The organism is Paenibacillus lemnae (genome assembly GCF_012933385.1).
GTDB classification, from domain to species: domain Bacteria; phylum Bacillota; class Bacilli; order Paenibacillales; family Paenibacillaceae; genus Paenibacillus_AQ; species Paenibacillus_AQ lemnae.
Map to the genome: position 1 here is coordinate 1 of NZ_JABBPN010000025.1, position 23,605 is coordinate 23,605.

General features: G+C 48.2%; 23 protein-coding genes, 1 tRNA gene, 1 rRNA gene and 1 riboswitch. Of the genes, 15 read left to right on the forward strand and 10 right to left on the reverse strand.

Annotated elements, in window-relative coordinates; all coding sequences use genetic code 11:
• From rrf to HII30_RS19190, 10 genes are all read left to right on the forward strand, one after another.
• Positions 1 to 86, forward strand: a 5S ribosomal RNA gene (gene rrf, locus HII30_RS19145); the annotation flags it as partial.
• 298 nt (positions 87 to 384) lie between these two features.
• The gene (guaB, locus tag HII30_RS19150) at positions 385 to 1,842 is read left to right on the forward strand and encodes an IMP dehydrogenase (RefSeq protein ID WP_169506655.1); all 1,458 of its coding nucleotides are present in this window, start codon (positions 385 to 387) and stop codon (positions 1,840 to 1,842) included.
• A gap of 134 nt (positions 1,843 to 1,976) precedes the next feature.
• A complete protein-coding gene (locus HII30_RS19155) occupies positions 1,977 to 3,380 on the forward strand; it encodes a D-alanyl-D-alanine carboxypeptidase family protein (RefSeq protein WP_169506699.1) in 1,404 nt (467 codons plus the stop codon).
• Positions 3,381 to 3,496: 116 nt separating this feature from the next.
• Complete coding sequence (gene pdxS / locus HII30_RS19160) at positions 3,497 to 4,378, forward strand: pyridoxal 5'-phosphate synthase lyase subunit PdxS (protein WP_169506656.1); 882 nt, start codon at positions 3,497 to 3,499, stop codon at positions 4,376 to 4,378.
• Positions 4,379 to 4,396: 18 nt separating this feature from the next.
• Complete coding sequence (gene pdxT, locus HII30_RS19165) at positions 4,397 to 4,984, forward strand: pyridoxal 5'-phosphate synthase glutaminase subunit PdxT (RefSeq protein ID WP_169506657.1); 588 nt, start codon at positions 4,397 to 4,399, stop codon at positions 4,982 to 4,984.
• A gap of 118 nt (positions 4,985 to 5,102) precedes the next feature.
• Positions 5,103 to 6,380, forward strand: coding sequence for a serine--tRNA ligase (gene serS / locus HII30_RS19170; protein ID WP_169506658.1), 1,278 nt, complete (start codon positions 5,103 to 5,105; stop codon positions 6,378 to 6,380).
• Positions 6,381 to 6,442: 62 nt separating this feature from the next.
• Positions 6,443 to 6,531 (forward strand) — tRNA-Ser (locus tag HII30_RS19175).
• 109 nt (positions 6,532 to 6,640) lie between these two features.
• Positions 6,641 to 6,982 (forward strand): hypothetical protein, encoded by a 342-nt coding sequence (locus HII30_RS19180; protein ID WP_169506659.1) that lies wholly within the window; start codon positions 6,641 to 6,643, stop codon positions 6,980 to 6,982.
• 29 nt (positions 6,983 to 7,011) lie between these two features.
• Complete coding sequence (locus tag HII30_RS19185; RefSeq protein WP_169506660.1) at positions 7,012 to 7,167, forward strand: small acid-soluble spore protein P; 156 nt, start codon at positions 7,012 to 7,014, stop codon at positions 7,165 to 7,167.
• Between the two features lie 347 nt (positions 7,168 to 7,514).
• Positions 7,515 to 8,597, forward strand: a complete 1,083-nt coding sequence (locus HII30_RS19190) for a hypothetical protein (protein WP_169506661.1) — start codon at positions 7,515 to 7,517, stop codon at positions 8,595 to 8,597.
• Between the two features lie 107 nt (positions 8,598 to 8,704).
• On the opposite strand, the gene tadA is transcribed toward HII30_RS19190, so the two are convergent.
• A complete protein-coding gene (tadA, locus tag HII30_RS19195) occupies positions 8,705 to 9,202 on the reverse strand; it encodes a tRNA adenosine(34) deaminase TadA (RefSeq protein WP_169506662.1) in 498 nt (165 codons plus the stop codon).
• A 380-nt stretch (positions 9,203 to 9,582) separates the two neighbouring features.
• Between tadA and HII30_RS19200 the strand changes: the two genes are divergently transcribed.
• Positions 9,583 to 11,874, forward strand: a complete 2,292-nt coding sequence (locus tag HII30_RS19200; RefSeq protein ID WP_169506663.1) for a PAS domain S-box protein — start codon at positions 9,583 to 9,585, stop codon at positions 11,872 to 11,874.
• A gap of 36 nt (positions 11,875 to 11,910) precedes the next feature.
• Entirely contained in the window at positions 11,911 to 12,615 is a 705-nt protein-coding gene (gene rluF / locus HII30_RS19205; protein WP_169506664.1) for a 23S rRNA pseudouridine(2604) synthase RluF, read from the forward strand.
• A gap of 113 nt (positions 12,616 to 12,728) precedes the next feature.
• On the opposite strand, the gene motB is transcribed toward rluF, so the two are convergent.
• Together motB and motA are read right to left on the reverse strand one after the other, a co-directional pair.
• Positions 12,729 to 13,559 carry a flagellar motor protein MotB gene (gene motB / locus HII30_RS19210; protein ID WP_169506665.1) on the reverse strand — a complete coding sequence of 277 codons (831 nt, stop codon included), beginning with the start codon at positions 13,557 to 13,559 and terminating at the stop codon, positions 12,729 to 12,731.
• Positions 13,543 to 14,343 (reverse strand): flagellar motor stator protein MotA, encoded by an 801-nt coding sequence (gene motA, locus HII30_RS19215; RefSeq protein ID WP_169506666.1) that lies wholly within the window; start codon positions 14,341 to 14,343, stop codon positions 13,543 to 13,545. The genes motB and motA overlap by 17 nt, the downstream gene beginning before the upstream one ends.
• 195 nt (positions 14,344 to 14,538) lie before the next feature.
• Between motA and HII30_RS19220 the strand changes: the two genes are divergently transcribed.
• The gene (locus HII30_RS19220; protein WP_169506667.1) at positions 14,539 to 14,832 is read left to right on the forward strand and encodes a hypothetical protein; all 294 of its coding nucleotides are present in this window, start codon (positions 14,539 to 14,541) and stop codon (positions 14,830 to 14,832) included.
• A gap of 39 nt (positions 14,833 to 14,871) precedes the next feature.
• Entirely contained in the window at positions 14,872 to 15,186 is a 315-nt protein-coding gene (locus tag HII30_RS19225; RefSeq protein WP_169506668.1) for a 4a-hydroxytetrahydrobiopterin dehydratase, read from the forward strand.
• A 97-nt stretch (positions 15,187 to 15,283) separates the two neighbouring features.
• Here the strand turns inward: HII30_RS19225 and HII30_RS19230 are convergent, their stop codons facing one another.
• From HII30_RS19230 to HII30_RS19250, 5 genes are all read right to left on the reverse strand, one after another.
• Positions 15,284 to 15,643 carry a c-type cytochrome gene (locus tag HII30_RS19230; protein ID WP_169506700.1) on the reverse strand — a complete coding sequence of 120 codons (360 nt, stop codon included), beginning with the start codon at positions 15,641 to 15,643 and terminating at the stop codon, positions 15,284 to 15,286.
• Between the two features lie 172 nt (positions 15,644 to 15,815).
• Complete coding sequence (locus HII30_RS19235) at positions 15,816 to 16,310, reverse strand: GNAT family N-acetyltransferase (protein ID WP_246246734.1); 495 nt, start codon at positions 16,308 to 16,310, stop codon at positions 15,816 to 15,818.
• A 395-nt stretch (positions 16,311 to 16,705) separates the two neighbouring features.
• Positions 16,706 to 17,179, reverse strand: coding sequence for a C40 family peptidase (locus tag HII30_RS19240; RefSeq protein ID WP_169506669.1), 474 nt, complete (start codon positions 17,177 to 17,179; stop codon positions 16,706 to 16,708).
• 3 nt (positions 17,180 to 17,182) lie between these two features.
• Positions 17,183 to 17,320, reverse strand: a riboswitch (cyclic di-AMP (ydaO/yuaA leader).
• A gap of 203 nt (positions 17,321 to 17,523) precedes the next feature.
• Complete coding sequence (locus tag HII30_RS19245; RefSeq protein ID WP_169506670.1) at positions 17,524 to 18,348, reverse strand: hypothetical protein; 825 nt, start codon at positions 18,346 to 18,348, stop codon at positions 17,524 to 17,526.
• Positions 18,349 to 18,358: 10 nt separating this feature from the next.
• On the reverse strand, positions 18,359 to 20,344 hold the full coding sequence (locus HII30_RS19250; RefSeq protein WP_169506671.1) for a M1 family metallopeptidase: 1,986 nt from the start codon (positions 20,342 to 20,344) through the stop codon (positions 18,359 to 18,361).
• Positions 20,345 to 20,492: 148 nt separating this feature from the next.
• Here HII30_RS19250 and HII30_RS19255 point away from each other — a divergent pair, with 148 nt between their 5' ends.
• Entirely contained in the window at positions 20,493 to 20,999 is a 507-nt protein-coding gene (locus tag HII30_RS19255; protein WP_169506672.1) for a YwhD family protein, read from the forward strand.
• A 62-nt stretch (positions 21,000 to 21,061) separates the two neighbouring features.
• Here HII30_RS19255 and mscL read toward each other — a convergent pair whose 3' ends face one another.
• Positions 21,062 to 21,478 carry a large-conductance mechanosensitive channel protein MscL gene (gene mscL, locus HII30_RS19260; protein ID WP_211184691.1) on the reverse strand — a complete coding sequence of 139 codons (417 nt, stop codon included), beginning with the start codon at positions 21,476 to 21,478 and terminating at the stop codon, positions 21,062 to 21,064.
• Between the two features lie 3 nt (positions 21,479 to 21,481).
• Entirely contained in the window at positions 21,482 to 23,605 is a 2,124-nt protein-coding gene (locus HII30_RS19265) for a heavy metal translocating P-type ATPase (protein WP_169506703.1), read from the reverse strand.

Here is a 23,605-nt window from a genome sequence, read left to right on the forward strand (position 1 = left end):
TACCCATCCCGAACACGACCGTTAAGCCTTCCAGCGCCGATGGTACTTGGACCGAAGGGTCCCGGGAGAGTAGGACGCCGCCAAGCGAACAACCGAAAAAAACGATGATGGATTATCCATCATCGTTTTTTTATATTATTAAGAAAATAACTCTACCAAAACAACATGTGTCCACTCATGAAGGACAACCATCTCTCTATGATTACTTTGAAAGCGCGCTCAAATGCACCCTTGAAAAAGGAAAGTTTCATGCCTTGACAGCCTATATACCCTTTGCTAAGATGGCAATAATATATTTTTGCAAAATTCATGAAAATGACGTCCAGAAGGACTCGGATAGAATATGAAGTCCGCAGGTAGACGACAAAAGGAGGAATAACCCGAGTGTGGGAAGATAAATTCAGTAAAGAGGGCTTTACATTTGACGATGTATTGTTGGTTCCCAGAAAGTCGGCTGTCCTGCCGAAGGAAGTGGATGTATCCACGAAACTGAGCGATACGGTGACTTTGAACATTCCACTGATTAGTGCAGGTATGGATACCGTTACCGAAGCACCATTGGCGATTGCCATTGCCAGAGAAGGCGGAATTGGCATTATTCATAAGAATATGAGTGTGGATCAGCAAGCAGAAGAAGTAGACCGTGTGAAACGTTCCGAGAGCGGCGTAATTACAAATCCTTTTTCACTGAAGGCCCACCATCTGGTTTCGGATGCGGAGTCGGTGATGTCCAAATTCCGTATTTCCGGGGTTCCCATTGTTGATGAGGAGAATAAGCTGATCGGAATCCTGACTAACCGGGATTTGCGTTTTGTTCATGACTACTCTATCCCGATCAGTGATGTCATGACCAGTGAGAATCTGGTCACGGCTCCGGTAGGAACTACATTGAATGATGCGGAATCGATCCTGCAGAAACATAAAATTGAGAAACTTCCTCTCGTGGATGATCACAATGTTCTCAAAGGTTTGATCACGATCAAGGATATCGAGAAGGCGATCCAGTTCCCTAATGCAGCCAAAGATCCACAAGGTCGTCTGCTGGTTGGGGCAGCCATCGGTATTTCCAAAGACACGTTTGATCGAGCTGAAGCACTCGTTAAAGCGGGAGTAGATGTCATTACCGTTGACTCCGCCCACGGTCATCACATTAATATTATTGAAGCTGTAAGCAAGCTGCGCAAGCTATATCCGGATCTGACCATTATTGCAGGTAACGTGGCAACAGGTGAAGCTACACGTGATCTGATTGAAGCTGGTGCGTCGGTCGTTAAAGTCGGCATTGGACCTGGCTCGATTTGTACAACCCGTGTAATCGCAGGTATCGGTGTGCCTCAGGTAACTGCAGTTTATGATTGTGCCAGCGTTGCACGTGAATATAATGTACCCATCATCGCTGATGGCGGTATCAAGTACTCTGGCGAGATTACTAAAGCTATAGCTGCAGGAGCCAGTGCGGTTATGCTGGGAAGTATGTTTGCTGGTACGGAGGAAAGCCCAGGGGAATCCGAAATCTATCAAGGACGCCGGTTTAAGGCATACCGTGGTATGGGATCCATGTCAGCCATGAAGCAGGGCAGTAAAGATCGTTATTTCCAGGATGATGATAAAAAGCTGGTTCCTGAAGGTATCGAAGGCCGTGTAGCCTATAAAGGACCGCTTGCCGATACCATTCATCAATTGATTGGTGGTTTGCGTTCAGGTATGGGGTACTGCGGGGCTGAGAATTTGGATCAGCTTCGGAATGATACCCAGTTTATCCGCATCACGGGTGCAGGACTGCGGGAGAGCCATCCGCATGATATTCAGATTACCAAGGAAGCACCTAACTATTCATTATAAGAGACCATACGGTTATTGTTTAATAGAATATGAACACAAAAGGACAAGCTGGATGAAATCTATCCGGCTTGTCTTTTTTTGTGATAGAATAGAACGAGCAAACGAGTTAGAGAGGAGTATTTCAGTTGAACGAGATGAAAGACAAGCCTAAACGTAAAAATAAACGTCCTATTGTACAAAGAACACTAGCATCGGTGATGCTGATGAATATATTATGTTTTTCTGCCCTGCCTGCGGCAGCGGCGCTGGCAGAACCAGCAGCAGCAACAACTTCATCGGAAACAGAAAAGCCTGCGGCCGAAACGCCGAAACCGGACAAGCTGGACAAGGTGCCAGGTGTGGAGTCCTTAGGTCTCCAGGTGAGATCCGCCGTTTTGATGGAGCCGACAACTGGCCAGGTTTTGCTGTCTATGAACTCTGATAATGCGCTGCCGCCGGCAAGCATGACCAAGATGATGACAGAATACATCGTGCAGCATGAAATTAAACAAGGTAATCTGACTTGGGATACCGTGGTTACGGTGCAGGAAAATGCCTCCAAGAATCAGGGGTCCCGGATATTTCTGGCGCAAGGTGATCAGCATACTGTAGAGGAGCTTTATATCGCCATGGCAGTGGGTTCAGCCAATGATGCGGCTGTGGCACTGGCAGAGTATATCGCCGGCTCTGAGCAGGAATTTGTGAAAATGATGAATGACTACGCTAAAAAAATGGGGATGGAAACCGCACATTTTGTTAATGCTACTGGTTTGAGTATAGCGGATATGCCTGAAAAATTCCGTCCGGAAGGAACCGATGAAACCGTCATGTCAGCGATGGATACGGCCAAGCTGGTGAAATTCATCGTACAGGAGCATCCGGATTTCTCCAAATATACAACGATTCAATCTTATAAATTCCGCGAACGTGACCGCGATCCCATTATCAACTTGAACTGGATGCTGGAGGCCAATAAAGACGTGCCTAATTTCCGTTCTTTTGCCTATGAAGGATTGGACGGGATGAAGACCGGATTTACGGAAGAAGCGCTTAACACATTCGCCGGTACAGCCGAGCGTGACGGGATGAGGCTTATCAGTGTAGTCATGGGCGCAGAAACCAAAGCTTCACGTTTCACGGAAACACGTAAAGTGCTGGATTATGGATTTAACAATTTTGAAACCAAACAGGTGGTTGATACCGGTTCAACTGTGGAAGGTTTTGAGACGGCTCCGGTTACCAAGGGCAAGGAAAAATCGGTGAAGCTTGCAACCAATAAACCGGTTTCGTTTATGGTTCCTAAAGGCTCTGAAGGAAAAAGCTTTACGGTAGAAGCCAAACTGGATCAAGCATCCATTACCGCACCCGTGAAAAAAGGAACCAAAGTCGGTACGGTAACTTACAGTTATCACATTGATGGTGTAAAGAATGTTCAAAAAGCAACAGTAGACCTGATTACCGCCGAAGAAACGGAAAAAGCGGGCTGGTTTAAGCTGTTTATGCGTGCGATTCAGCAGTTTTTTGCCGATTTGTTTGATTCCATTAAGAATCTTTTCTAAACCTTGATAAATCCCGAGTAAATGGGTTGTATATTTGCTGCACGTGGAGTAAAATTTGAAGTTAGATCATACGTAAATTTCTTACGAATTAACATATTTTCGGGAGGCAAAGGGACATGGAAACAGGAACATCTAGAGTTAAAAGAGGTATGGCAGAAATGCAAAAAGGCGGCGTCATCATGGACGTTATGAACGCAGAACAAGCTAAAATCGCCGAAGCATCTGGAGCAACGGCTGTTATGGCGCTGGAACGCGTACCTTCCGACATCCGGGCAGCTGGGGGAGTAGCCCGCATGGCAGATCCAACGATCGTTGAGGAAGTCATGAAGGTGGTTTCCATTCCGGTTATGGCGAAAGCTCGTATCGGTCATTACGTTGAAGCCAAAGTGCTGGAGTCACTGGGTGTGGATTATCTGGATGAGAGTGAAGTGCTTACACCGGCTGATGAAGTATTCCATATCGACAAGTGGGATTTCACGGTACCGTTCGTATGCGGTGCTAAAGATCTGGGTGAAGCGCTCCGTCGTATTGGAGAAGGGGCTTCCATGCTTCGTACCAAAGGTGAGCCGGGAACAGGCAATATCGTAGAAGCAGTACGTCATATGCGTCTGATTAACAGCCAGATCCGTAAAGTGCAAAGCCTTTCCAAAGATGAGCTGTACGCAGAAGCTAAAAACCTGGGCGTTTCTTACGACCTGCTGAAAGGTGTTCAGGAGAACGGCAAGCTTCCTGTCGTTAACTTTGCTGCAGGCGGTATCGCAACTCCTGCAGATGCAGCGCTGATGATGCATCTGGGTGCGGATGGCGTATTCGTGGGTTCCGGTATTTTTAAATCGGACAACCCGGAGAAGTTTGCACGCGCGATCGTGGAAGCGACAACGCACTATGATGATTATAAATTGATTGCCGAAGTGTCTAAGAACCTGGGCACACCGATGAAGGGCATCGAAATCTCCAAGCTGAGTCCATCCGAGCGCATGTCGGATCGCGGCTGGTAAGAGAGAAGGACATCTCTTATGAAAATCGGAGTATTGGCACTTCAGGGCGCTGTGGCCGAGCATATCCGCAGCATCAACCAGACCGGAGCAGAAGGTGTACCGATCAAGAAGGTGGAACAGCTCTCGGATATTGATGGCCTCATTATTCCCGGTGGTGAAAGCACAACCATCGGCAAGCTGATGAGAAAGTACAATTTCCTGGAGCCGATCCGCTCCTTTTCAGAGCAGGGCAAACCGGTTTTCGGCACATGTGCAGGTCTCATTGTACTTGCTAAACAGATTGCAGGTGGAGAAGAGTCTCATCTGGGATTGATGGACATTCAGGTTGCTCGTAATGCGTTTGGCAGACAGCGTGAGAGCTTCGAAACAGATTTGCCTGTCAAAGGTATTGAGGAGACGGTTCGGGCCGTATTTATCCGCGCTCCATTAATTCTTACGGTCGGTGAAGAGGTAGAGGTCCTCTCAACCTATAAAGACGAGATTGTCACAGCCCGTCAAGGACATCTGTTAGCGGCTTCCTACCATCCGGAATTGACGGATGATTATCGGCTGCATCAGTATTTTGCCGACATGATCAAGGAAGCTAAGGCAGCTGTACAATTATAAATGGTGGTAAACAGAAACATGCTTGACTCTTTTAAGGGTCAAGTTTGTTTTTTTAATGATTATTCAATAAAATAAGTAGAATGACGTTGTGAGGATGTTTTACTTAGGAGGGTTACCTGTGTTAGACGTAAAAATATTACGCAGTGATTTTGCACGTGTAGAAGAAGCCTTGAAGCAGCGGGGGAAGTCACTTGATTTGATCGCTGAGTTCCCGCAGCTGGATACACGCCGCAGAGAGCTGCTGCAAGAAAGCGAAACCTTGAAAAACCGCCGCAATACCGTGTCGGGCGAAGTGGCGAAATTAAAGAAAAACCGCGAGAACGCAGACGATTTAATTCTGGAAATGCGTGAAGTGTCCGATCGGATCAAGAGTCTGGATGAGGAAGTACGAGTGGTAGAGTCGCAAATCTCTGATTTGACGCTTGCCATCCCGAACATTCCTCATGAAAGTGTGCCGGTAGGCGCTTCGGAAGAGGATAATGTCGAGCTTCGCCGCTGGTCGGAACCTAAAGACTTTGATTTTGAACCGAAGGCACATTGGGATATTGCCCAGGGACTTGGTATTCTGGATTTTGAAGCCGGAGCAAAAGTAACGGGATCCCGTTTTACCTTCTACAAAGGCCTGGGAGCAAGACTGGAACGGGCTCTGATCAATTTTATGATGGATCTGCACAGTGATCACGGTTACGAAGAGATGCTGCCCCCTTATATTGTCAACCGGGACAGTCTCTATGGTACTGGACAGCTCCCTAAGTTTGAAGAGGACCTCTTTAAAATTAGCGATTCGGAGTATTATTTGATTCCAACCGCCGAAGTTCCTGTGACCAATTACCATCGGGACGAGATTTTAAATGGTGATCAACTGCCGAAACGATATGTTGCATACAGCTCTTGTTTCCGTTCTGAGGCAGGTGCAGCGGGTCGTGATACCCGAGGTCTCATTCGTCAGCATCAGTTTAATAAGGTCGAAATGGTCAAGGTAGTTCACCCTGATGCTTCCTTCGAAGAACTGGAAAGCATGACCGCAGATGCCGAACGGGTGCTGCAGCTGCTGAATTTACCATACCGTGTGATGACTTTGTGCACAGGAGATATGGGCTTTGGTTCGATGAAAACTTACGATCTGGAGGTCTGGCTGCCGGAAAGCGGAATGTATCGTGAAATTTCTTCCTGCTCCAACATTGGCGATTTTCAGGCACGCCGTGCCAACATTCGCTACCGTCCGGAAGCAAAGGCCAAGCCGGAATTCGTGCACACGCTCAATGGATCAGGACTTGCAGTAGGCAGAACTGTTGCAGCGATTCTGGAGAACTATCAGCAGGAAGATGGTACGGTGATTGTTCCAGAGGTATTGAGACCTTATATGAGGGATGTCAGCGTCATTGACAAGAAGTAGTTGCTTTATTGTTTGTTATTATGGTACAATAATTATTGCACGTGATTAATTATTGTGCTTTTGGAGAGGTACCGAAGCGGTCATAACGGGGCGGTCTTGAAAACCGTTAGGGGGCAACTCCACATGGGTTCGAATCCCATCCTCTCCGCCATACATAACCAATGCGAACGCTCCCTGACGGGGAGCGTTTTTTTGTATATTTTGCAAAGTATAAAAGCTGCAGAGACTCCGCACTTTATAGACAAGGGGAGGTGTAGAAAATGAATTCAGAGCTGAATGTCAATCAGAATGATCTGGTGAATGCCTGGCAGGAGCGTCTTCCAACCATTCTAAAGCCTGGAGACCATGCAGAGGTGGCAGCGGATATGGCGAATCCTCAAGCCCTGCGCATCCATATTGCATCGGCAGGAAGACAGGAGTATTCGTTTGATTTCGAATGCCGCTATGTCGATTCCCGTGAGGTGGAAGTCAAGCTGGTCGATGTAGAGCGCGCAGGTGCCGTAATTGATGAGCGGAACGAGAACGTCCAGGGGATGGCCGGTGACTACACCCGTCATATCCATGAATGCGCTCAAGCGCTTCAGCAGATTACGCACCAGTAGTCTTGATTTGATAAGGGAGGAATATACGCATGAGCAAGCCCAAATCCGTTCCGGTACCGGAAGCGCAAGCGCCCCAAAGAAGACGTAAGAACAACGGAGCCGGTGGCAATCAGGAGCCGATGACAGGTTCGCACCGTGCCAAAATCGCGAAGCAGTCCGGCAACTTTAACCCAGAAGGCTCCTAGCTGGTTTCTTCAATTATTTCCAGGTTTTTATGAGAGCTTCCGCATTGGCGGGAGCTTTTTTCATTGAAACGAAGCGGAATCATTGTACATAGATCAATTTTTTTTCATAAAATTTGCATAAAGATGAAACTTATTAAGGAGCTGTCTCGTATATAACATGAAGTGAGCCTGACCCGGGCACGCTGCTGTTAACCTTCTTGGAAATGTTTCTGTGAAAGGAAAGGTATGGAAATATTTTTTGCGAAAATGGTATTAAGTGTTTCTCAATTTCACGAAATGGTTTATGATGAGAAGGTCGGTTATTTTTGGGTACATTGATTTTCGATTTTGAGGGGAGAGAAAACATAATGAACAAAAAGTTCGGAACGATTATGCTGTCAATTATGTTAGTGCTGACAGTAGTGCTTTCAGGATGTGCTGCGAAGAAGGAAGAGCCAAAAACAGCGATGACGAATGCTGCACAGAAAGCGATGACGATGGAGTCATACGAGATGAAGAGCAGCTTTGTCATTGAAGATCTGCAAGTGAGCATGGCTGGTGATGATCCATCCGTAAACCAAGCCGTGACGATGATGAAGAACGCGGAACTTACGCTGACAGGTATTCACCAGGCTGAACCACAGCAAACGGAAATGCAGATGGGGATTAACCTGAAGGGCGACATGGCGATGTCCTTTAACATCGACATGGTGATGACTGCTGAAAAACTATACGTAAAAGTGCCTAATATCGCATTTTTCCCTTTTCCTGAGAACGTTGTAGGCAAGTACGTAGAACTGGATCTGAAAGAACTGGCTGCTGAAGCTGGTGAAGAATTCAATCCAGAAATGATGGACGCTGAGAAAAGCCAGAAGTTTGCTACTGAAGTTTTGAACGCTCTGATGAGCGAGTACGATCAAGAGAAGTACTTCAAGCAGATCGAAACAAAGGATGCTAACCTTCCAGAAGGTGTAGACGCTAAGCAGGTCGTACAGTTCTATATAACCAATGAGAACGTAAAGGACGCGCTGGACATCCTGGTAAATAAAGCCGCTCCTAAGATTGTAGATATTGCAGCCAAGGAAGAGTATCGTGAAATGCTCGGCCTGACGCAAGAAGATATCGACATGGCGAAAGAAGAAGTAAACAATGTGGATCAGGGTGAGTTCAAGGAAGCTATGGCTGACCTTGAGAAATATCTGAAGATCAACACATTTAACATCAATACCGCTGTAAACAAAGATGATTTCCCTGTCTATCAAGATGCTGTGATGAATATGGAATTCACAGATCCGGATACAGACGAAGTCGTTAAGCTTGCTGTAAAAGGAAGCACACAGTACAGCAAAATCAATGAGGAACAATCCTTCAAGATTGGAATTCCTGCAGGTGACGATGTGATTACCATGGAAGAGTTTGAAGAGTCCATGAATCAAATGAGCGCGTATTAATTTTCAATATTACCGACACTTTTCCAAAAAGACCCGGCCGTATAGAAACGGCCGGGTCTTTTTTATCGCAATATGAGTAAACAGTCGAGACAAACGTACAGATACCGTTAAGCCTTACCCCGAAGTCGCCGGAAGAACTGGGTGAGCATAGAAGCGCACTCGTGCTGGAGCACGCCGGAAACAACCTCGGTACGATGGTTGAAGCGGGGTTCCTGCAGCAGATTCATTAGAGTGCCTGCACAGCCGGCCTTGGGGTCTGTCGTGCCATATATGACTTGGGGGACCCTGGACTGTACAATGGCTCCTGCACACATCGGACAAGGTTCCAGCGTGACGTAGAGACGGCAATCCAGGAGCCGCCAAGCCTGAAGGTATTGGCTGGCCTCCCGGATCGCAACCATCTCGGCATGAGCGGTACCATCGAAGGTGGTTTCACGCAGATTATATCCGCGTCCGATGATGTGATCACCGCGTACGATGACGGCACCAATCGGAACTTCACCTAAAGCTTCAGCCTTGGCAGCTTCCAGCATGGCTTCACGCATCCAATACTCATGATTCTCTTTATCCACAATGGTGGAAAGATCGATATTTGAAATCAACATGATTCTCCTTTCAACGACCTAAAAACACATATTATCCTGCGAACATTCATTCGGTTGTTAACACCTTGTGGACATGATTGTGCACAACTTAAAAGTTATGCACATATTTATACACATAATCCACAGGTTTCTTGTGTGTTTGTTAGCAATCTGTGGACAATGAATCTCACATCTATCATCTTTATAGACTCTCTTTATTCTAGTGAAAGCTGAAGCCATTAGCAATATAGCGAACATATTGTAATATTCTTAATTGGAAAAGCAGACGGATTAAACGTCTTTCCAAACAGGCACACAAAAGTTATCATAAAATATGACAAGATATGCTATATTTATGCTTATTCATATTGTGTGTGACTAGAGAGAAGGTGCTGATACCTTTGTCCATTAAAACAAAGCTATCCTTAATTATTTCGCTTTCCGTTTTGTTTATTCTGCTGCTGAATATCGCGCTGAATTTTTATACAACCCAGGAAAATCTGCGAAAAGACAGTGAAGCCAAGATGGTTATAGCAGCTTCACAAATTGCGATCACAGTAGAGCAGACAGAGTACAGCACAAGATATGTTGATGGAATATTCAGCGATCTGCTGCGGACTGCGGCGATAAATACTGCAGATCGGCTGGACTCCGATATTGATAACATCACGAACGATGAACTGATCCAGCTTGCGTCGGAGGTTGGGGTGAATCATATCTCCCTGCTAGTTCAAACCAATGATGATATTGTCGTTGCACGATCATCAGACCCTAAGGAGATCGGACTATCAACCAAGTACTGGGGCTATTGGTATACCGCGTTTCAAGAGCTTTTTGAACATAAGGAGGTTCGTTCTGTTGAGCAAGGGCAGCAGGCCAAATATTTTTGGTCAGGACCCTTTGAGTTCTCTACATCCAGTCCGGAATTCATCGACAAGTGGGGCTACTATTACGATGGTGAGCGCAATTATATGATTGATCCTTTCATCCGGAGTACAGACATTAAGGATTTTGGCAAAATTGCAAGTCCGGAAACCGTGGTGGAACGAACGATATTGGCCAATCCGCGTATTTTGGAGGTCACTGGCATCCATCCTGAAACATTCGGCGGGCCATTTATGGAAGATGACGGCTCTGACCGGGTCCATTATAAGCTGGATAACCGTCCCATCAAATTTGGGAGTTATCAGTTTGGGAGCCCAGAGAAGGACAAATCCGCTGTTGAGGAAGCGGTAAGCACGGGTGAAAGCGTCGTATTTGTGAGTACGGTGAAAGATAAAAAGGTAATGAAGAGCTTTATTCCGATTCAAATTGAGGACAATCCAACTTATGTGATAAGCGTGGTTATGGATTACGAGGCCATTTCTTCGATTTTAAGAGAGCAAATAACAAGTCTGGTCGCGATCTCGCTCGTGCTGCTTGAGATTGTGATTTTTGGCAGTTATGTCGTTGCTGGCTATTTCACCAGACCGATTCAAGCGGTTTTGCGGACAGTGAATGAAGTGGCGGACGGTAACTTTGATCGGCGTCTGGAGGTTACAAGCCGGGATGAACTGGGCCAGCTGTCGGGAAGAATTAATACGATGACCCGCAACCTGGGACATTATACGAACCAGCTGAGACAGATGATCGATGAAAACCAGTCCGTTAAAGAATATTTGGAATCCGTCATTAATCAGACAGCGGATGCGATTCATACAACAGATACCGAAGGCAGAATTATTAGTGTCAATCGGGCATTTGAACGACTGTACGGCTGGGAGGCTCCTGAGGCCGTAGGACGTCAGCTTGCTATGGTGCCGGAAAAGCTCCAAGAGGAAGAGAGAGGACGTCTGCAGCGTCTTTTAGAGGGTAACACGCTGGCGCCTGTAGAAACGACGAGAATCCGTAAGGATGGCAGCCGGATAGAGGTGAGTATCAGTACTTCACCGATCCGCGATGAGGCAGGACACATAACGTCCCTGGTCAGTGTGTCGCGTGATATCACAGAGCGCAACCGCATGGAGGAATTGCTGCGGCGCTCCGAGAAGCTGACGACAGTCGGACAGCTTGCAGCAGGGGTTGCCCATGAGATCAGAAATCCGTTAACAACGTTACGAGGCTTCTTACAGCTGCAAAAACAGACACAGCGGGCAGAGCCGAATCATATCGAACTGATGCTGTCCGAGCTTGACAGGATTAACCTGATCGTCAGCGAATTTTTGATATTGGCTAAACCCCAGGCTGTACATTATCAAAAGAAGGATTTGCGTTATATAATGAAAGATGTGCTGTCACTGCTCGACACCCAGGCACATTTGTATGGCGTCGAATTTGACCTTACTCACATGGATGGCCCGGCCTATGTTCATTGTGAAGAAAATCAACTGAAGCAGGTATTTATCAATGTACTTAAAAATGCAGTGGAGTCCATGCCTGAAGGCGGGAGTGTCCAGATCCATATTGCGATGCAAGCTGGAGATCAAATTGCAGTGAATATCACGGATTTTGGTGTTGGCATACCGGAGAAGCTTCTTCCACATATCGGCGAGCCCTTTATTACGAATAAAGATGCGGGTACCGGGCTTGGTCTTATGGTGAGTCAGCGTATTATCCAATCTCATCAGGGAACGATTGAAATTGAGAGTGAAGAAGGCAAGGGAACTACGGTAACTATTCTTCTTCCTGCTGCGGAGGAAAAGGATTTATCTTAGATAAGAAACCAAGCTGAAGATGGAGAGGATACAGTTTTGAGAATCAATAAATTTATAAGTGAAACCGGTTTTTGTTCCCGCCGAGAGGCGGACAAGCTGGTTGAGAGCGGGCAGGTTACGATCAATGGGGAGAAGGCTGTGCTCGGCAGTCAGGCTGAAGAGGGTGATGATGTCCGAGTGAACGGACGAAGACTTCATGAGAGGAAACAGCAGCATGTATACATCGCCTTGAACAAACCGGTTGGCGTGACGAGCACGACGGAGAGACATATCAAGGAGAATATCGTTGATTTTGTGGGACATTCCGAGCGAATTTTTCCGATTGGCCGGCTGGATAAAGATTCTGAGGGCCTGATTCTGCTGACTAGTGATGGTGATATTGTTAACAAAATTTTACGGTCAGAGGGAAGGCATGAGAAAGAGTACGTAGTTACCGTCAATCGGCCGATTACGGAGTCTTTCATAAGGGGAATGTCCAGCGGAGTGAAAATTCTCGGCGAGATGACGCTTCCCTGTACGGTCACACGGATGTCAGAGCGAACGTTTCGCATCATTCTCACAGAGGGAAAAAATCGGCAAATCCGGCGTATGTGCAGTGCATTCGGTTATGAGGTAAGGAAGCTGCAGCGGATCCGGATTATGAATATCCGGCTGGGGAGTCAAAGGACAGGAACCTGGCGGGATTTATCCTCGGAGGAGAAGGCGGAGCTTGGGCGACTGCTGGATTACAAGCTGACCTAATAGGGGATTCACCGATCTCAAAGCAGGTATCATGGACATTACACAAAAAAGGCGGTGTCAGGGAAAGTATCCTGGCACCGCCTTGTCTTTTGCAATCTGTACAATAAGATGTGCTACTTCTCATCCTTCGTATTGGTTGCATTAATAAAAGCGTTATTGTCCTGGTATTTACGAATGATGGATACTTCAACCCGGCGGTTCTTTGCTCGGCCTGCGGTTGTTGCGTTCGTGGCAATAGGATGATATTCTCCATAGCCAATCGGCATAAACCGTTTCGGATCCAGGGACTCGTTCAGCAGAAGAATCTTCATAAACTGCAGTGCACGATCAGAACTGAGATCCCAGTTGGATGGATACTTGACACTGTTCATCGGTACATTGTCCGTATGGCCTGATACGATAATATCGTAAGCCGGTACCTGCTGCAGCATTTGGGAGATGGCCTTGGCCAGCTTTCGTGCATCATCCTTGACTGTGGCTTCACCGGAGGCAAAGAGAGCATTATCCCGAATCGTAATCATCAGCTGGGAATGATTCAGCTTCGTACTGAGCTCCGTCGAAAGGCCGTTGTCTTTAATATATTTATCCAGCTTTTTCTTCAGGTTTTCCAGCTCTTGCTGTTCCTGTTTCATTAGAGCATCCCGAGCCGTCTTGTCATCTTTCTTGGGAACAGAGACGGGAGCGGCACTAATGGCTTTGTTTACCCCTTCGTCAGCGGGTTGCTTGCTGGGCTGAGTGTTGCTGTAGTCCAGTACGCTGACACCACCGCTGAGCACGGTATTGAATGCCTCACTCATCTCTTGAAACTTCTTGGCATCTGTGGCGCTCATCGCATAAAGGACCAAGAACAGGGCGAGCAGGAGCGTTAAAAGATCAGCATAAGGCAGCAGCCAGGATTCGTCGGCATGCTCTTCATGGGGCTCGTGCCTAGTCTTTTTGCTCAACGGCCCCCGCCTCCCTTTCACTCATATTCAGGCGCTCTGTCGGTGTAAGGAATACAGACAGCTTCTGACTGATTGCAATCGTCGATACACCGGATTGGATAGAGAGCAGGCCCTCCACCATCATCAGGCGGATCTCCACCTCGCGTTTGGATAAACGCTTCAGTTTATTGGCAAGCGGGTGACAAATCACGTACCCGGTAAATATACCGAGCAGGGTCGCAACAAAAGCAGCAGCAATAGCATGGGAAAGTGCATTCATATCACTCATATCGGAGAGCGCAGCGATCAAGCCGATAACTGCACCCAACACCCCGAGGGAAGGAGCGTACATCCCGGCCTGTGAGAAGATCAAGGCCCCCGACCGGTGACGTTCCTCTGTAGCGTTAATATCCTCCATCAGAACATCACTGACAAATTCCTGGTCGTTACCATCAATAATCATACGCATGCCATTACGCAAAAAGGCATCATCGATCTCTTCGACTTTCGCTTCGAGCGCAAGCAGACCCTCACGCCGGGTGATGGATGCCCATTCCATAAACATGGCAATCAAATCGGTTTTATCCATCAAATTTTGCTTGATGAACGTCATTTTGATAAGCTTGGGAACTTTCTTGAGCTCGGCCATCGGAAAGCCGATGAAAATGGTTGCAGCGGTACCCCCAAGAATGATAAGGTAGGCTGCCGGGTTAATTAAAGCAGTAATGGACGCTCCTTTAATGACCATGCCGACCAATACTGACACTAGACCTAGAATCAATCCTATAATTGTTGCGATTTCCATAGCACACCTCATCCATGAGAAAATAAGTAACGAATCCATTCGTTTTACGGCTACACGTGGACGAAAGCCGCCAAGTATAACGCACTACCCTATTTATCGTCAGATTGGCCTTTTTTTTTTAGCTGTAATTTCCGGTATAATAGAAACAGGGGAAACGAGAGTAGAAGGACAGGGCCAAAAAAGGAGTGAAATGGTATGGGTGTCAAGCACGGAAGGGATTATGGTGAAATTTTGACTGACTTTACGGAAGCGGTCGGACGAATTCCAGACAGCTATGTGTTTTTTGAAATGGATGCCGAGGATTGGCAGAACTTAGGCGAGAAGGAGAAGAATGAGGTGCATGAGGCCCTGGCTGAGGATTTGTTTTATGCGCTCGGCACAGAGCCGCTAATTGCGGTGGGCAGCGGAGTTGTCATTCATGATCAGAAGCAGCATCGGATCAATGTGCTGATTGGAGATGAGGAACTGGCTTTCGTAGCTTTGATATAATAGGATGAACGGATAGGCTTATGGGGGAGGAAGATAGACATGCTGTATACACAGCAGGAAGTTGAAGTCCATCTGGAAAAGCTGGAAGGATGGGAGCTGGAACAGGGGCGGTGGATTATCCGCAAATATACATTTCCTGCCTTCATGAAAGGCATTGCGTTTGTAGATGAGGTGGCGGCGATTTCGGAAGCTTTCGGACACCATCCATACATTACGATCGATTTTAAAACGGTGACCCTCCGCTTAACCTCCTGGGATGAAGGCGGAATTACAGCCGTCGATATTAAAGAAGCGCAGCAGTTTAACGAGGTTTATGAAAAAGGCCGCGATTATGACAGTGGAGAGCCGTCCTAAGCACGTACACAATCAAGAATTCACAACAGAATAACCATGAAAAAACACGCTTGGATCTGTCCTCAGACCAAGCGTGTTTCGTCATGCGTTAAATATATTATTTCTTCTCGGCCAAAAACATGGCGACATTAGCAATTTCTTCAGGGGAAAGCTGGTCTTTGAATGCCGGCATTCCGCCGCTACGACCCTTTGTAATTACGCTAAAAATACCATCTACATCCATATGTCCACCTACCTGATTAAGGGCCGGACCTGCTCCGCCTTGAAGCTGATCACCGTGACAGCTGATGCAGCTGGCTTTCAAAGTAGCCTCCGCAGCGGCCGCATCCATCGTAACTTCAGGCATCGTCGGCTTCGCGTCTTCAGCTACTTCTTCTTTTCCTGGAAGCGTAAACAGCAGCACGAGGGCGAGCGTGCAGGCAAAGAAGAAAATGCCGCTCATGATCCATTTTTGCATCGTCATATCGTCCTTTCCTATGTATGTTGCATTAGCTACTATTATAAACGATCATTACAGGACAGGATAGGAGTTGTGACAAAAAAAGCAACGATCCCGCCGTTTCTCTACCCAAATTACACAAATTTGTGACAAATTAGATGATGGTTCCATCATCGGTATGCCGTACATACTAAGTGAGCGTTGGCGTATACACCATACAATAGAACATCTCGGGTCCAGACGGAGTTAACTTCTCATAGCAATCGGAAATACAGAAACCTACCTTGCGATACGTGCGGATTGCCCGTTCATTCCAGCTCAGCACCTCAAGATCAATTGTTTGATCCGGATACCGTCTCAGCGCTTCTTCCATAATCGCTGTCATAAATCGCTTACCCATTCCATGTCCACACCAATCAGGACGCATCCCGAGCCCGAGCCGAATAACATTCTCCATTGGAAACAGCTGAGCAAATCCCCACAGGCGGTCTCGTTCATCCACAATGGAAATATACTGCTGTTCCCGAATATGTGTGTCTCCGAACTCAACACCAAGCTGGACCATCTGTTCCCAGGGAAGCCAGCCATAAATATTATAGGGTTCCGGATAGCGCCAGCTGCAAATATCTGCAGCGTGTTCAAATTTCATGTCTGCGGCACGAAGCCGGGGCAGAGAGTAGGACATTGACATTGTATACACCTCATCATGTCCAGGTCGGATCAACCTATAATTTTGTGATCCAGGCTGTGGTAAATGGCAGCCATTTAGAATCGTCGATTATTCTAACAGAAGGAGTAAGAGATCGCAAATGGCAGCGGCCACGAACACAGCAATACGTTTTTTTTTATTGTTACATGATGTTTTTTGGAAATATACGTTTCAATTTATGAAGACAGGGTATAAAAACAGTAAGACGCAGATCGGACAAGAAGATGTGAAATTTTTCAATTTTCTTTTGAAAAAGAGCAAACTTTTTGACCGGTTTATGCGTTTATAGAAATAGAGACAAAACAAAAGCCCCGAAGAGATGGTGGGCATCTCATCGAGGCGACGGAATTGAAAACTGGTTAAGTTATGATTTAGTTGTAATCTACGGCGACGGCCTTGTACTTGCTGGCACTCATAACGCGTTTGGCTCCGACATATCGCTTAGCGAAATAGCTGGAGTTCAGAGCAGTAATGGTGACTCCTTTGGATGATGAGGAATGGGCAAACTTGCCGCCGCCTACATAAATCCCAACATGGGATACACCCCGGCCTGATGTGTTGAAGAACACGAGATCTCCGGCCTTCAGGTTGCTCTTGGAAACCGCGGTGCCTACTTTATATTGAGCAGAGGACACACGTGGAAGGCTGACGCCGAGCTTCTTGAACACATACCCTGTAAAACCTGAACAATCAAAACCCTTCGTAGACGTACCGCCCATTTTATAGCTGACGCCAATCACAGGTTTAATGGCACTGTCGAGTTTGGAATCCGCGAAAGCGCTTCCTGCACTGATGCTCAAAGCGAGTGTAAGACCGAGAGATATTGCTGTTAACTTCTTTTTCAATGGAAAAGCTCCTTCCAAGCCTGCGAGGTTAGCTTAAGGGTTCGGTTGAAGGTTTGCCTATGGCCCCTCTGTTGCGAGGCCAATTCACCCAAGACGGATCCCCCGTTTTCCGGACACCCGGAAATTCGGCTCTTACAAATAATATGATGATGAAAATATAAGACCAACGACATGCAGTAAGCGTTTAATTATGACATGCAGATGACAAATTTGTTACTATCACTTTCGTCATTTTAGCAGAGTATTAACTTTTTGGCAAACAAAGGAATGGATTTTTCGTAAAAAAATTCCCGTATCCTGTAAAGGATCGGGAATTTTTTTACTTTACAAGGGTTAAATCCTTGTTAATGCTGCCGGGAACCGGCTTTCCATACCTGATATTGAGACGTAATTCCCCAAAGCTGGAACAGACTTTGCACGAAATAGGAAGCCTGGTGAAGGATCAATCCGGCTAGTCCGGCCCACCATAGTGACAGTCCGCTCAGAAGCAGAAGCATCAGTGCACCAGAACCGCCGATGAGAAGAGACAAGGACATCGCTTTGCCAAAATGACGGAGGCACAACAGAACAGCTTGTAAAATACCATTTCCCGAAGTGCGGCTAAACTGCATATAAAGCAGGATGAGGCGAATCAGCCAAGCATAGAACACCCATGCCGCCAGCCATAGGGCAGGCTCAAGAAGCGCTGCCGGATCACGAACGGCCAACATCAAAGGCTGAAGCATCTTAGGCAGCAGCCATCCTGCTGGAGCTAGGAGCAGTATGAGCTCAAGGAGGTAAAACAGGGTTACCGGCTTCCAGAACCGGCGCATGCCCTGAAACCAGAACAATCCTCGCTCGCCTTCCGCTTCCCTGTGAAGATTATAATAAATGCCTGCCCGGATCAATGGAGTCAGCATCATCCGGAGGACCAGCAAGCCCAGCAGCACCCAGACATAATGATTCAGTATTCCGCCCCCTTCAAGTGCCATCTCGCCTTCAAAAAAGTAGAGGAGCCTGCTGAGCTCACTGGGAGCAGGATCAGGAAATCGCATCAGCAAGGGAATGACGACGGATTTTACCAGGCGGTAGAGGCAGTAGCCCCATAGAAGCCGGTAGATAAACAGCAGGATGATGACATAGAACTGATCTTTTAAACTGGCCCATCCTTGACCTGCAAATGTTCTCATGTTCTTCCCCCTACCATGACAGGGTGCCGAACAGCGTCTCCACCAGCTTGGTGATGCTTAAATTCCAGCGTGTGACGACCTTCGGATCCATACCCGCCTTCAAATAGTTGTTTATATGCTTGTTCTCCAGAACCAAAGTGTACTCAGGGTCGGTCATGGCCCAGATCAGTGGAGAACCGGAAGTGATCTTGAATGTGGTCTTTTCGCTGCTGCCGTCCCACACCTTCTCTACCTTGGCCCCATCTTCAAAAGCAAAGGTAACAGGGATATCTGTCACGGGTCCTCCCTGGTTGACTAAAGTGACGGTAGAAGTATAGGAAGGCTTTTCTTCGGTGCCCGTATTTTTGACCTCAATATGCTGCACGGCGACGTCAGCCATATCATCTCCATACACATAGTGATCAAAATAGTCCTGCCAGGACTGCCCCGTCACCTGCTCCACTACAGATTGAAAATCCGATGTTGCAGGGTGTTTAAAACGGTATGCTTTCGCGTACGTGAGCATGATTTTGTGCATCACGGATTCTCCCACCTGGCGCTCAATGTCCTGCAGCAGAAGCTTGCCGCGGGTATACACGTTCCGAGCGTACTGCTCATGCGAGCCGTATTTCCAGGATTCCTGTGCCAGTGGAGCCGGCTTGGTGATCGAGGCCGCCTGCGCAGCTGTATTCGAGGTCAGTCCATACTCCAGCTCCATCACTTTCTCCTCGGCATATGAGGTAAAGGCTTCGTCCAGCCAAGCTTCCTCAAATTCGTTATTCGCGATCATGCCGTAGAAATATTGATGGCCAATTTCGTGAATGACCGTTCGCTCCAGCTCGTATCCGGGAGAGTCGCTGCTGGCGCCAAAAGCCGTGACCAGTGTCGGGTATTCCATACCCCCTGCACCGTTACCCGCTTCCGGCGGTACGACAATGGACAGGGTGGAGTATGGGTAAGACCCGAACCATTTGCTGTATGCTTTCAGCGATGCCTTGGCAGCATCGAAATAACGGTCTTTCAAATGCTGATGCAGGGGATCGAGATACAGCTTGATGCGAACCCCCGGCACTCCGGGCGCAGAGAAAGCTTCTTCAGCGGCAATGAAATCCGGCGAAGCGGCCCAGGCAAAATCATGCACATCATCGGCATAAAAGTGGTAAATTTTCTCCCCGTTTGATTTCGCAGCCGCTTTGGTCGGGAATCCGGTTGCCGCTACAATATAATCTTCGGGCACCCGAATTCGTACACTGTAGATGCCAAAATCCGAATAGAACTCCGAGTTCCCGTGGTATTGATGCAGGTTCCAGCCCTCTTCCTTCTGCCCGCGGGTTCCTGCCGGTTCGTATACACTCACTTTAGGAAACCACTGGCCGGCCATGACGAAATCCCCTGCTGTCCCCATGCGTGCGAATATTTTGGGCATATCCACTTCAAACTCCATGATCAGTGTGATGCTTTCGCCGCCTTTGACCGGGCGGGGCAGACGGAGCTTCACCAGGGTCTGGTCATGGATATTGCCGTCATCGGGCTGAACGTACTGCAGCCGGTGAATTAGTGAAAGTCCTTCGGTCGTCTTGATTCCCGTGATGGTCATGGCGCCGAATCCATCTTCCGGCATGATATCCGAGCGGAGCTTTCCGCCGGATTCCTTCATAAAGGTCGTATTCTTGGAGGCGAATGCATTCGGGTATAAATGAAAATAAAGCTCAGTGACTGCTTTTTTTCCCGGATGAGTCCAAGTGAGGGTCTGCTTTCCTTTCAGCTTGTTCTCCTCCGGCTCCAATCGCACATCCATATGATATTCAACAAGTCTTGTGCTCAGCGCGGGAGCAGGCATATCATGCTGGGCTTTGGGCGGTGACAGCGGCGCCTTCGCTGCAGCGGGGGGCTTGCCCGATTCTGGGCCAAAGACAGGCCCGGAGGCATGCTGATTCTGCAGCAGTATCATGGATCCTGCCAAGGTAAGCAGGGCAAGAAGAGATGAAAGATAAATTTTGGCACGTGTTGGGACCATATTGAATAACCTCCCGTTGACAAGCATCTACAGCATGTATATGTTTGCAATCGGGTGATTATTAGTTAAAATAAAATTACGGGCTGGGCTTTGATCCAAACGCCCAAAATCAGTGTTTTCCGCTGTTATATACAGGAGGTTTTCATACATGGACAATCAGGAACCGCAGGGCAAGAAACAAATTGCTCTGAATATCATAAACAGCAAGAGCAAGCATAAAGGGTTTGGAGCCGGCTCCATCGACTTGAACAGCGTATCGCCAGTGGTGATTGACCGCGGGGAGGCCAAGATTGAAATCGGGGCTATGCATGCCAAGAGCAAGGTGGAGCGGGGCATCAAATTTTCCGCAAACCGTGAGGACGTGCCGAATGGCCGTCAGGTGTGGATCGTATGGGTCGCAGTGGACCGTACCGCAGAGGGTCAGCATTATGGCGGCATGACCGCCTGTGAGATGCTCATTGATGAAGAGAACAAACGCGGATGGAAGATCCTTGCCGATCATGTGAACAAGCTCGATGCAGCCCTGAAACGCAAAATTATAGTGGACGGACTGGGAGCTGCAGAGAAGACAGCGCTGAAAGAGCTGCTGATCGCCAAGAATGAAGAATGGTGGAATGACTCGCCGGAAGAGATCAAGCAGGCATTGGAAGTATAAAAATTAACAAGGGGCCGCCCATAAGATCCAGGATCTTGTGGGCGGCCCCTTTATGCTGTGTATTAAGGACGGTTTCGCTGATCTTCACGTTGGTGTTGAAGCAAATCCCGGATTTCTGTAAGTAATAACTCCTCATTGGTAGGCTCCGGTACAGCAGGTGCTGCGGCTTCCTTCTCTTCTTCTTTGCGTTTCAGCAGACTGAGTCCTTTAATGAACATGAAAATAGAAAACGCCACGATCACAAAATCCAGCACCGTCTGCAAAAACGCTCCATACTTTAATTCCACGCCATTAAAAGTATACTGCAGTGCCGAAAGATCGAGTCCTCCGAGCAGCAGCCCCAGTACGGGCATCAGCAGGTCATTTACAAGAGATGTGACGATCTTGCCGAAAGCTGCTCCGATAATTACACCAATCGCAAGCTCCAGGATGTTTCCTTTAAGCGCAAATGCTTTGAAATCTTTGATCCATTGTTTCAACGTTCATGCCTCCAGCCTTTTTCTTGGTATTCCTTGATGCTTCTTTCCCCATAAAATGGTCAGTCCCAGCAGTGTAACGAGGATCGTTGCCCCCATGTCGGACAGAATAGCAATCCATAGGGTCAGCCAGCCGGGAATGGTGAGCAGCAGCGCGATTCCTTTCAGTGATAAGGAGATGGCAATATTCCAGCGAATAACCGTATTCACTCTTTTTCCAATAGAGATCGCAGCCGGCAGCCGGCCCAAATGATCCTGCATAAGGACCACATCAGCGGTTTCAATGGCACTGTCTGTCCCTTTGCCCATGGCGATGCCAAGATCAGCGGCTGCGAGTGCAGGAGCATCGTTAATGCCGTCACCGACCATCGCGGTTCGGCCTGAACGAGACAGAGAGCGGATATGCTCTACCTTCTGTTCGGGCAATAGAGATGCGTAATAGCTGCGGACGCCGGACTGTTCCGCAATGGCGGCAGCGGATTGGGCGTGATCGCCTGTCAGCATCACGGTGTTCACGATCCCTTCCCGGTGCAGAGCTGTTACAACATCCCCTGCTTCCTGACGAATCTCATCCGCCAAACCGAACAGGCCGAGGACCCGATCACGGCTTGCTGCGGCGATCAACGTATATCCCTGACGTTTCAGTCGGTCAATGTCGGCCGCCACCGTTTTCTGTTCCGACGGAGAAAGCTGGACATGACGCAATACGGCATCACTTCCCACCCAGTACTCTCTTCCGTTCAGTTCAGCCGTGATCCCTTCTCCGGGCAGTACGGCAGGCTGATGAGGATCCATATACTGAAGATCGGGGCGTTTAACGGCTAAATATCTCATCACCGCGGAAGCTAACGGATGAAGAGAGGATTGTTCCATCGAGCCAGCTACGGCATAAAACTGCGGATCGTAGACAATCTCTGTGATGACAGCCGGCTCTCCCCGGGTCAGGGTTCCTGTTTTGTCAAAAGCGATACTCTCCAAGCGTCCCAGCTGCTCCATGTGTATCCCGCCTTTCACAAGGATACCGAGCCGGGCAGCCCGGGTCATGCCGCTGACGAGCGCGATGGGCGAAGAGAGTACAAGGGAGCAGGGACAGCCCACGATGAGAATAGATAACCCCTGATACAGCCATGTCGTCCATGATTGCCCGAAGAGCAGAGGTGGCAGTATGGCGGCAGCCAGGGCGATCAGCATGATTCCCGGCGTGTAATATTTGGCAAACTTGTCGATGAACAGTTCTGTCGGCGTCTTGCTGTCTTGTGCCTCCTGCACCAGATGCATGATTTTGGCCAGGGAGGAATCCTGATACGCTTTTGAAATTTCGATATCCAGCAGACCATCGGTGCTGATGCTGCCGCCGAACACCTCCGCTCCGGTTTCTTTGGACGACGGGACAGACTCGCCGGTGATGGCTGCTTCATTGATGGCACCGGCACCTTTCACGATGATGCCGTCTGAAGGGATTTTCTCACCTGGGCGTACACGTACAATGTCTCCGGGAGACAGGCTGTCTATCGGGACACGTACCGTGACGCCATCACGAAGGAGTTCAGCTTCTTTCGGAGCTGCATCAAGCAGCGCAGAAAGCGACTGGCGCGCCCGGTTCATGCCGTAGCCTTCCAGCATTTCGTTGACTCCGAACAGAATGGCAACCAGCGCAGCCTCCCGCCACTCTCCGATCGCGATGGCACCGATCAAAGCGACCGTCATCAAGGTGTCCATATTAAACTTGAACCGGCCCAGGTTCCGCAGTCCGCGGATAAACGTTGTATGTCCGCTCAGCACCATAACTGCCGCGTAGGCCGACACTAGCACGGCACCGGGCACCTTGTCCTCCAGGAAAAAGGCAGCCAAATACAGCAGTGCGGAGATGGACAGCAGCCATTTCATCAGCCTGCCTTCTCCATGACCGTGTTCATGGCCATGAGCATGGGATGATCCTGTACCAGAGCTGTACGGATCGTTTTCTGCGTCCGATTGCGGGCCCAATTGCATCACGAGGCGGGCACCGTCGCTTTTCAGAATACGTTCCACAGAGCCAAGGTCAATCTCGCCTGAAACCCGCAGCCTGCTGCTGTTGTAGCTTAACTGTGCGCCTTGGCCATGCTGCAGCTTCTGAATATCCTCCTGCAT

Coding starts and splice junctions, on each gene's coding strand:
- HII30_RS19155 (WP_169506699.1), top strand. CDS start 1,977: ATGAAAGACAAGCCTAAACGTAAAAATAAACGTCCTATTGTACAAAGA.
- pdxS (WP_169506656.1), top strand. CDS start 3,497: ATGGAAACAGGAACATCTAGAGTTAAAAGAGGTATGGCAGAAATGCAA.
- pdxT (WP_169506657.1), top strand. CDS start 4,397: ATGAAAATCGGAGTATTGGCACTTCAGGGCGCTGTGGCCGAGCATATC.
- HII30_RS19180 (WP_169506659.1), top strand. CDS start 6,641: ATGAATTCAGAGCTGAATGTCAATCAGAATGATCTGGTGAATGCCTGG.
- HII30_RS19185 (WP_169506660.1), top strand. CDS start 7,012: ATGAGCAAGCCCAAATCCGTTCCGGTACCGGAAGCGCAAGCGCCCCAA.
- HII30_RS19190 (WP_169506661.1), top strand. CDS start 7,515: ATGAACAAAAAGTTCGGAACGATTATGCTGTCAATTATGTTAGTGCTG.
- tadA (WP_169506662.1), bottom strand. CDS start 9,202: ATGTTGATTTCAAATATCGATCTTTCCACCATTGTGGATAAAGAGAAT.
- motA (WP_169506666.1), bottom strand. CDS start 14,343: ATGGAAATCGCAACAATTATAGGATTGATTCTAGGTCTAGTGTCAGTA.
- HII30_RS19220 (WP_169506667.1), top strand. CDS start 14,539: ATGGGTGTCAAGCACGGAAGGGATTATGGTGAAATTTTGACTGACTTT.
- HII30_RS19225 (WP_169506668.1), top strand. CDS start 14,872: ATGCTGTATACACAGCAGGAAGTTGAAGTCCATCTGGAAAAGCTGGAA.
- HII30_RS19230 (WP_169506700.1), bottom strand. CDS start 15,643: ATGCAAAAATGGATCATGAGCGGCATTTTCTTCTTTGCCTGCACGCTC.
- HII30_RS19235 (WP_246246734.1), bottom strand. CDS start 16,310: ATGTCCTACTCTCTGCCCCGGCTTCGTGCCGCAGACATGAAATTTGAA.
- HII30_RS19245 (WP_169506670.1), bottom strand. CDS start 18,348: ATGAGAACATTTGCAGGTCAAGGATGGGCCAGTTTAAAAGATCAGTTC.
- HII30_RS19250 (WP_169506671.1), bottom strand. CDS start 20,344: ATGGTCCCAACACGTGCCAAAATTTATCTTTCATCTCTTCTTGCCCTG.
- HII30_RS19255 (WP_169506672.1), top strand. CDS start 20,493: ATGGACAATCAGGAACCGCAGGGCAAGAAACAAATTGCTCTGAATATC.
- HII30_RS19265 (WP_169506703.1), bottom strand. CDS start 23,605: ATGCAGGAGGATATTCAGAAGCTGCAGCATGGCCAAGGCGCACAGTTA.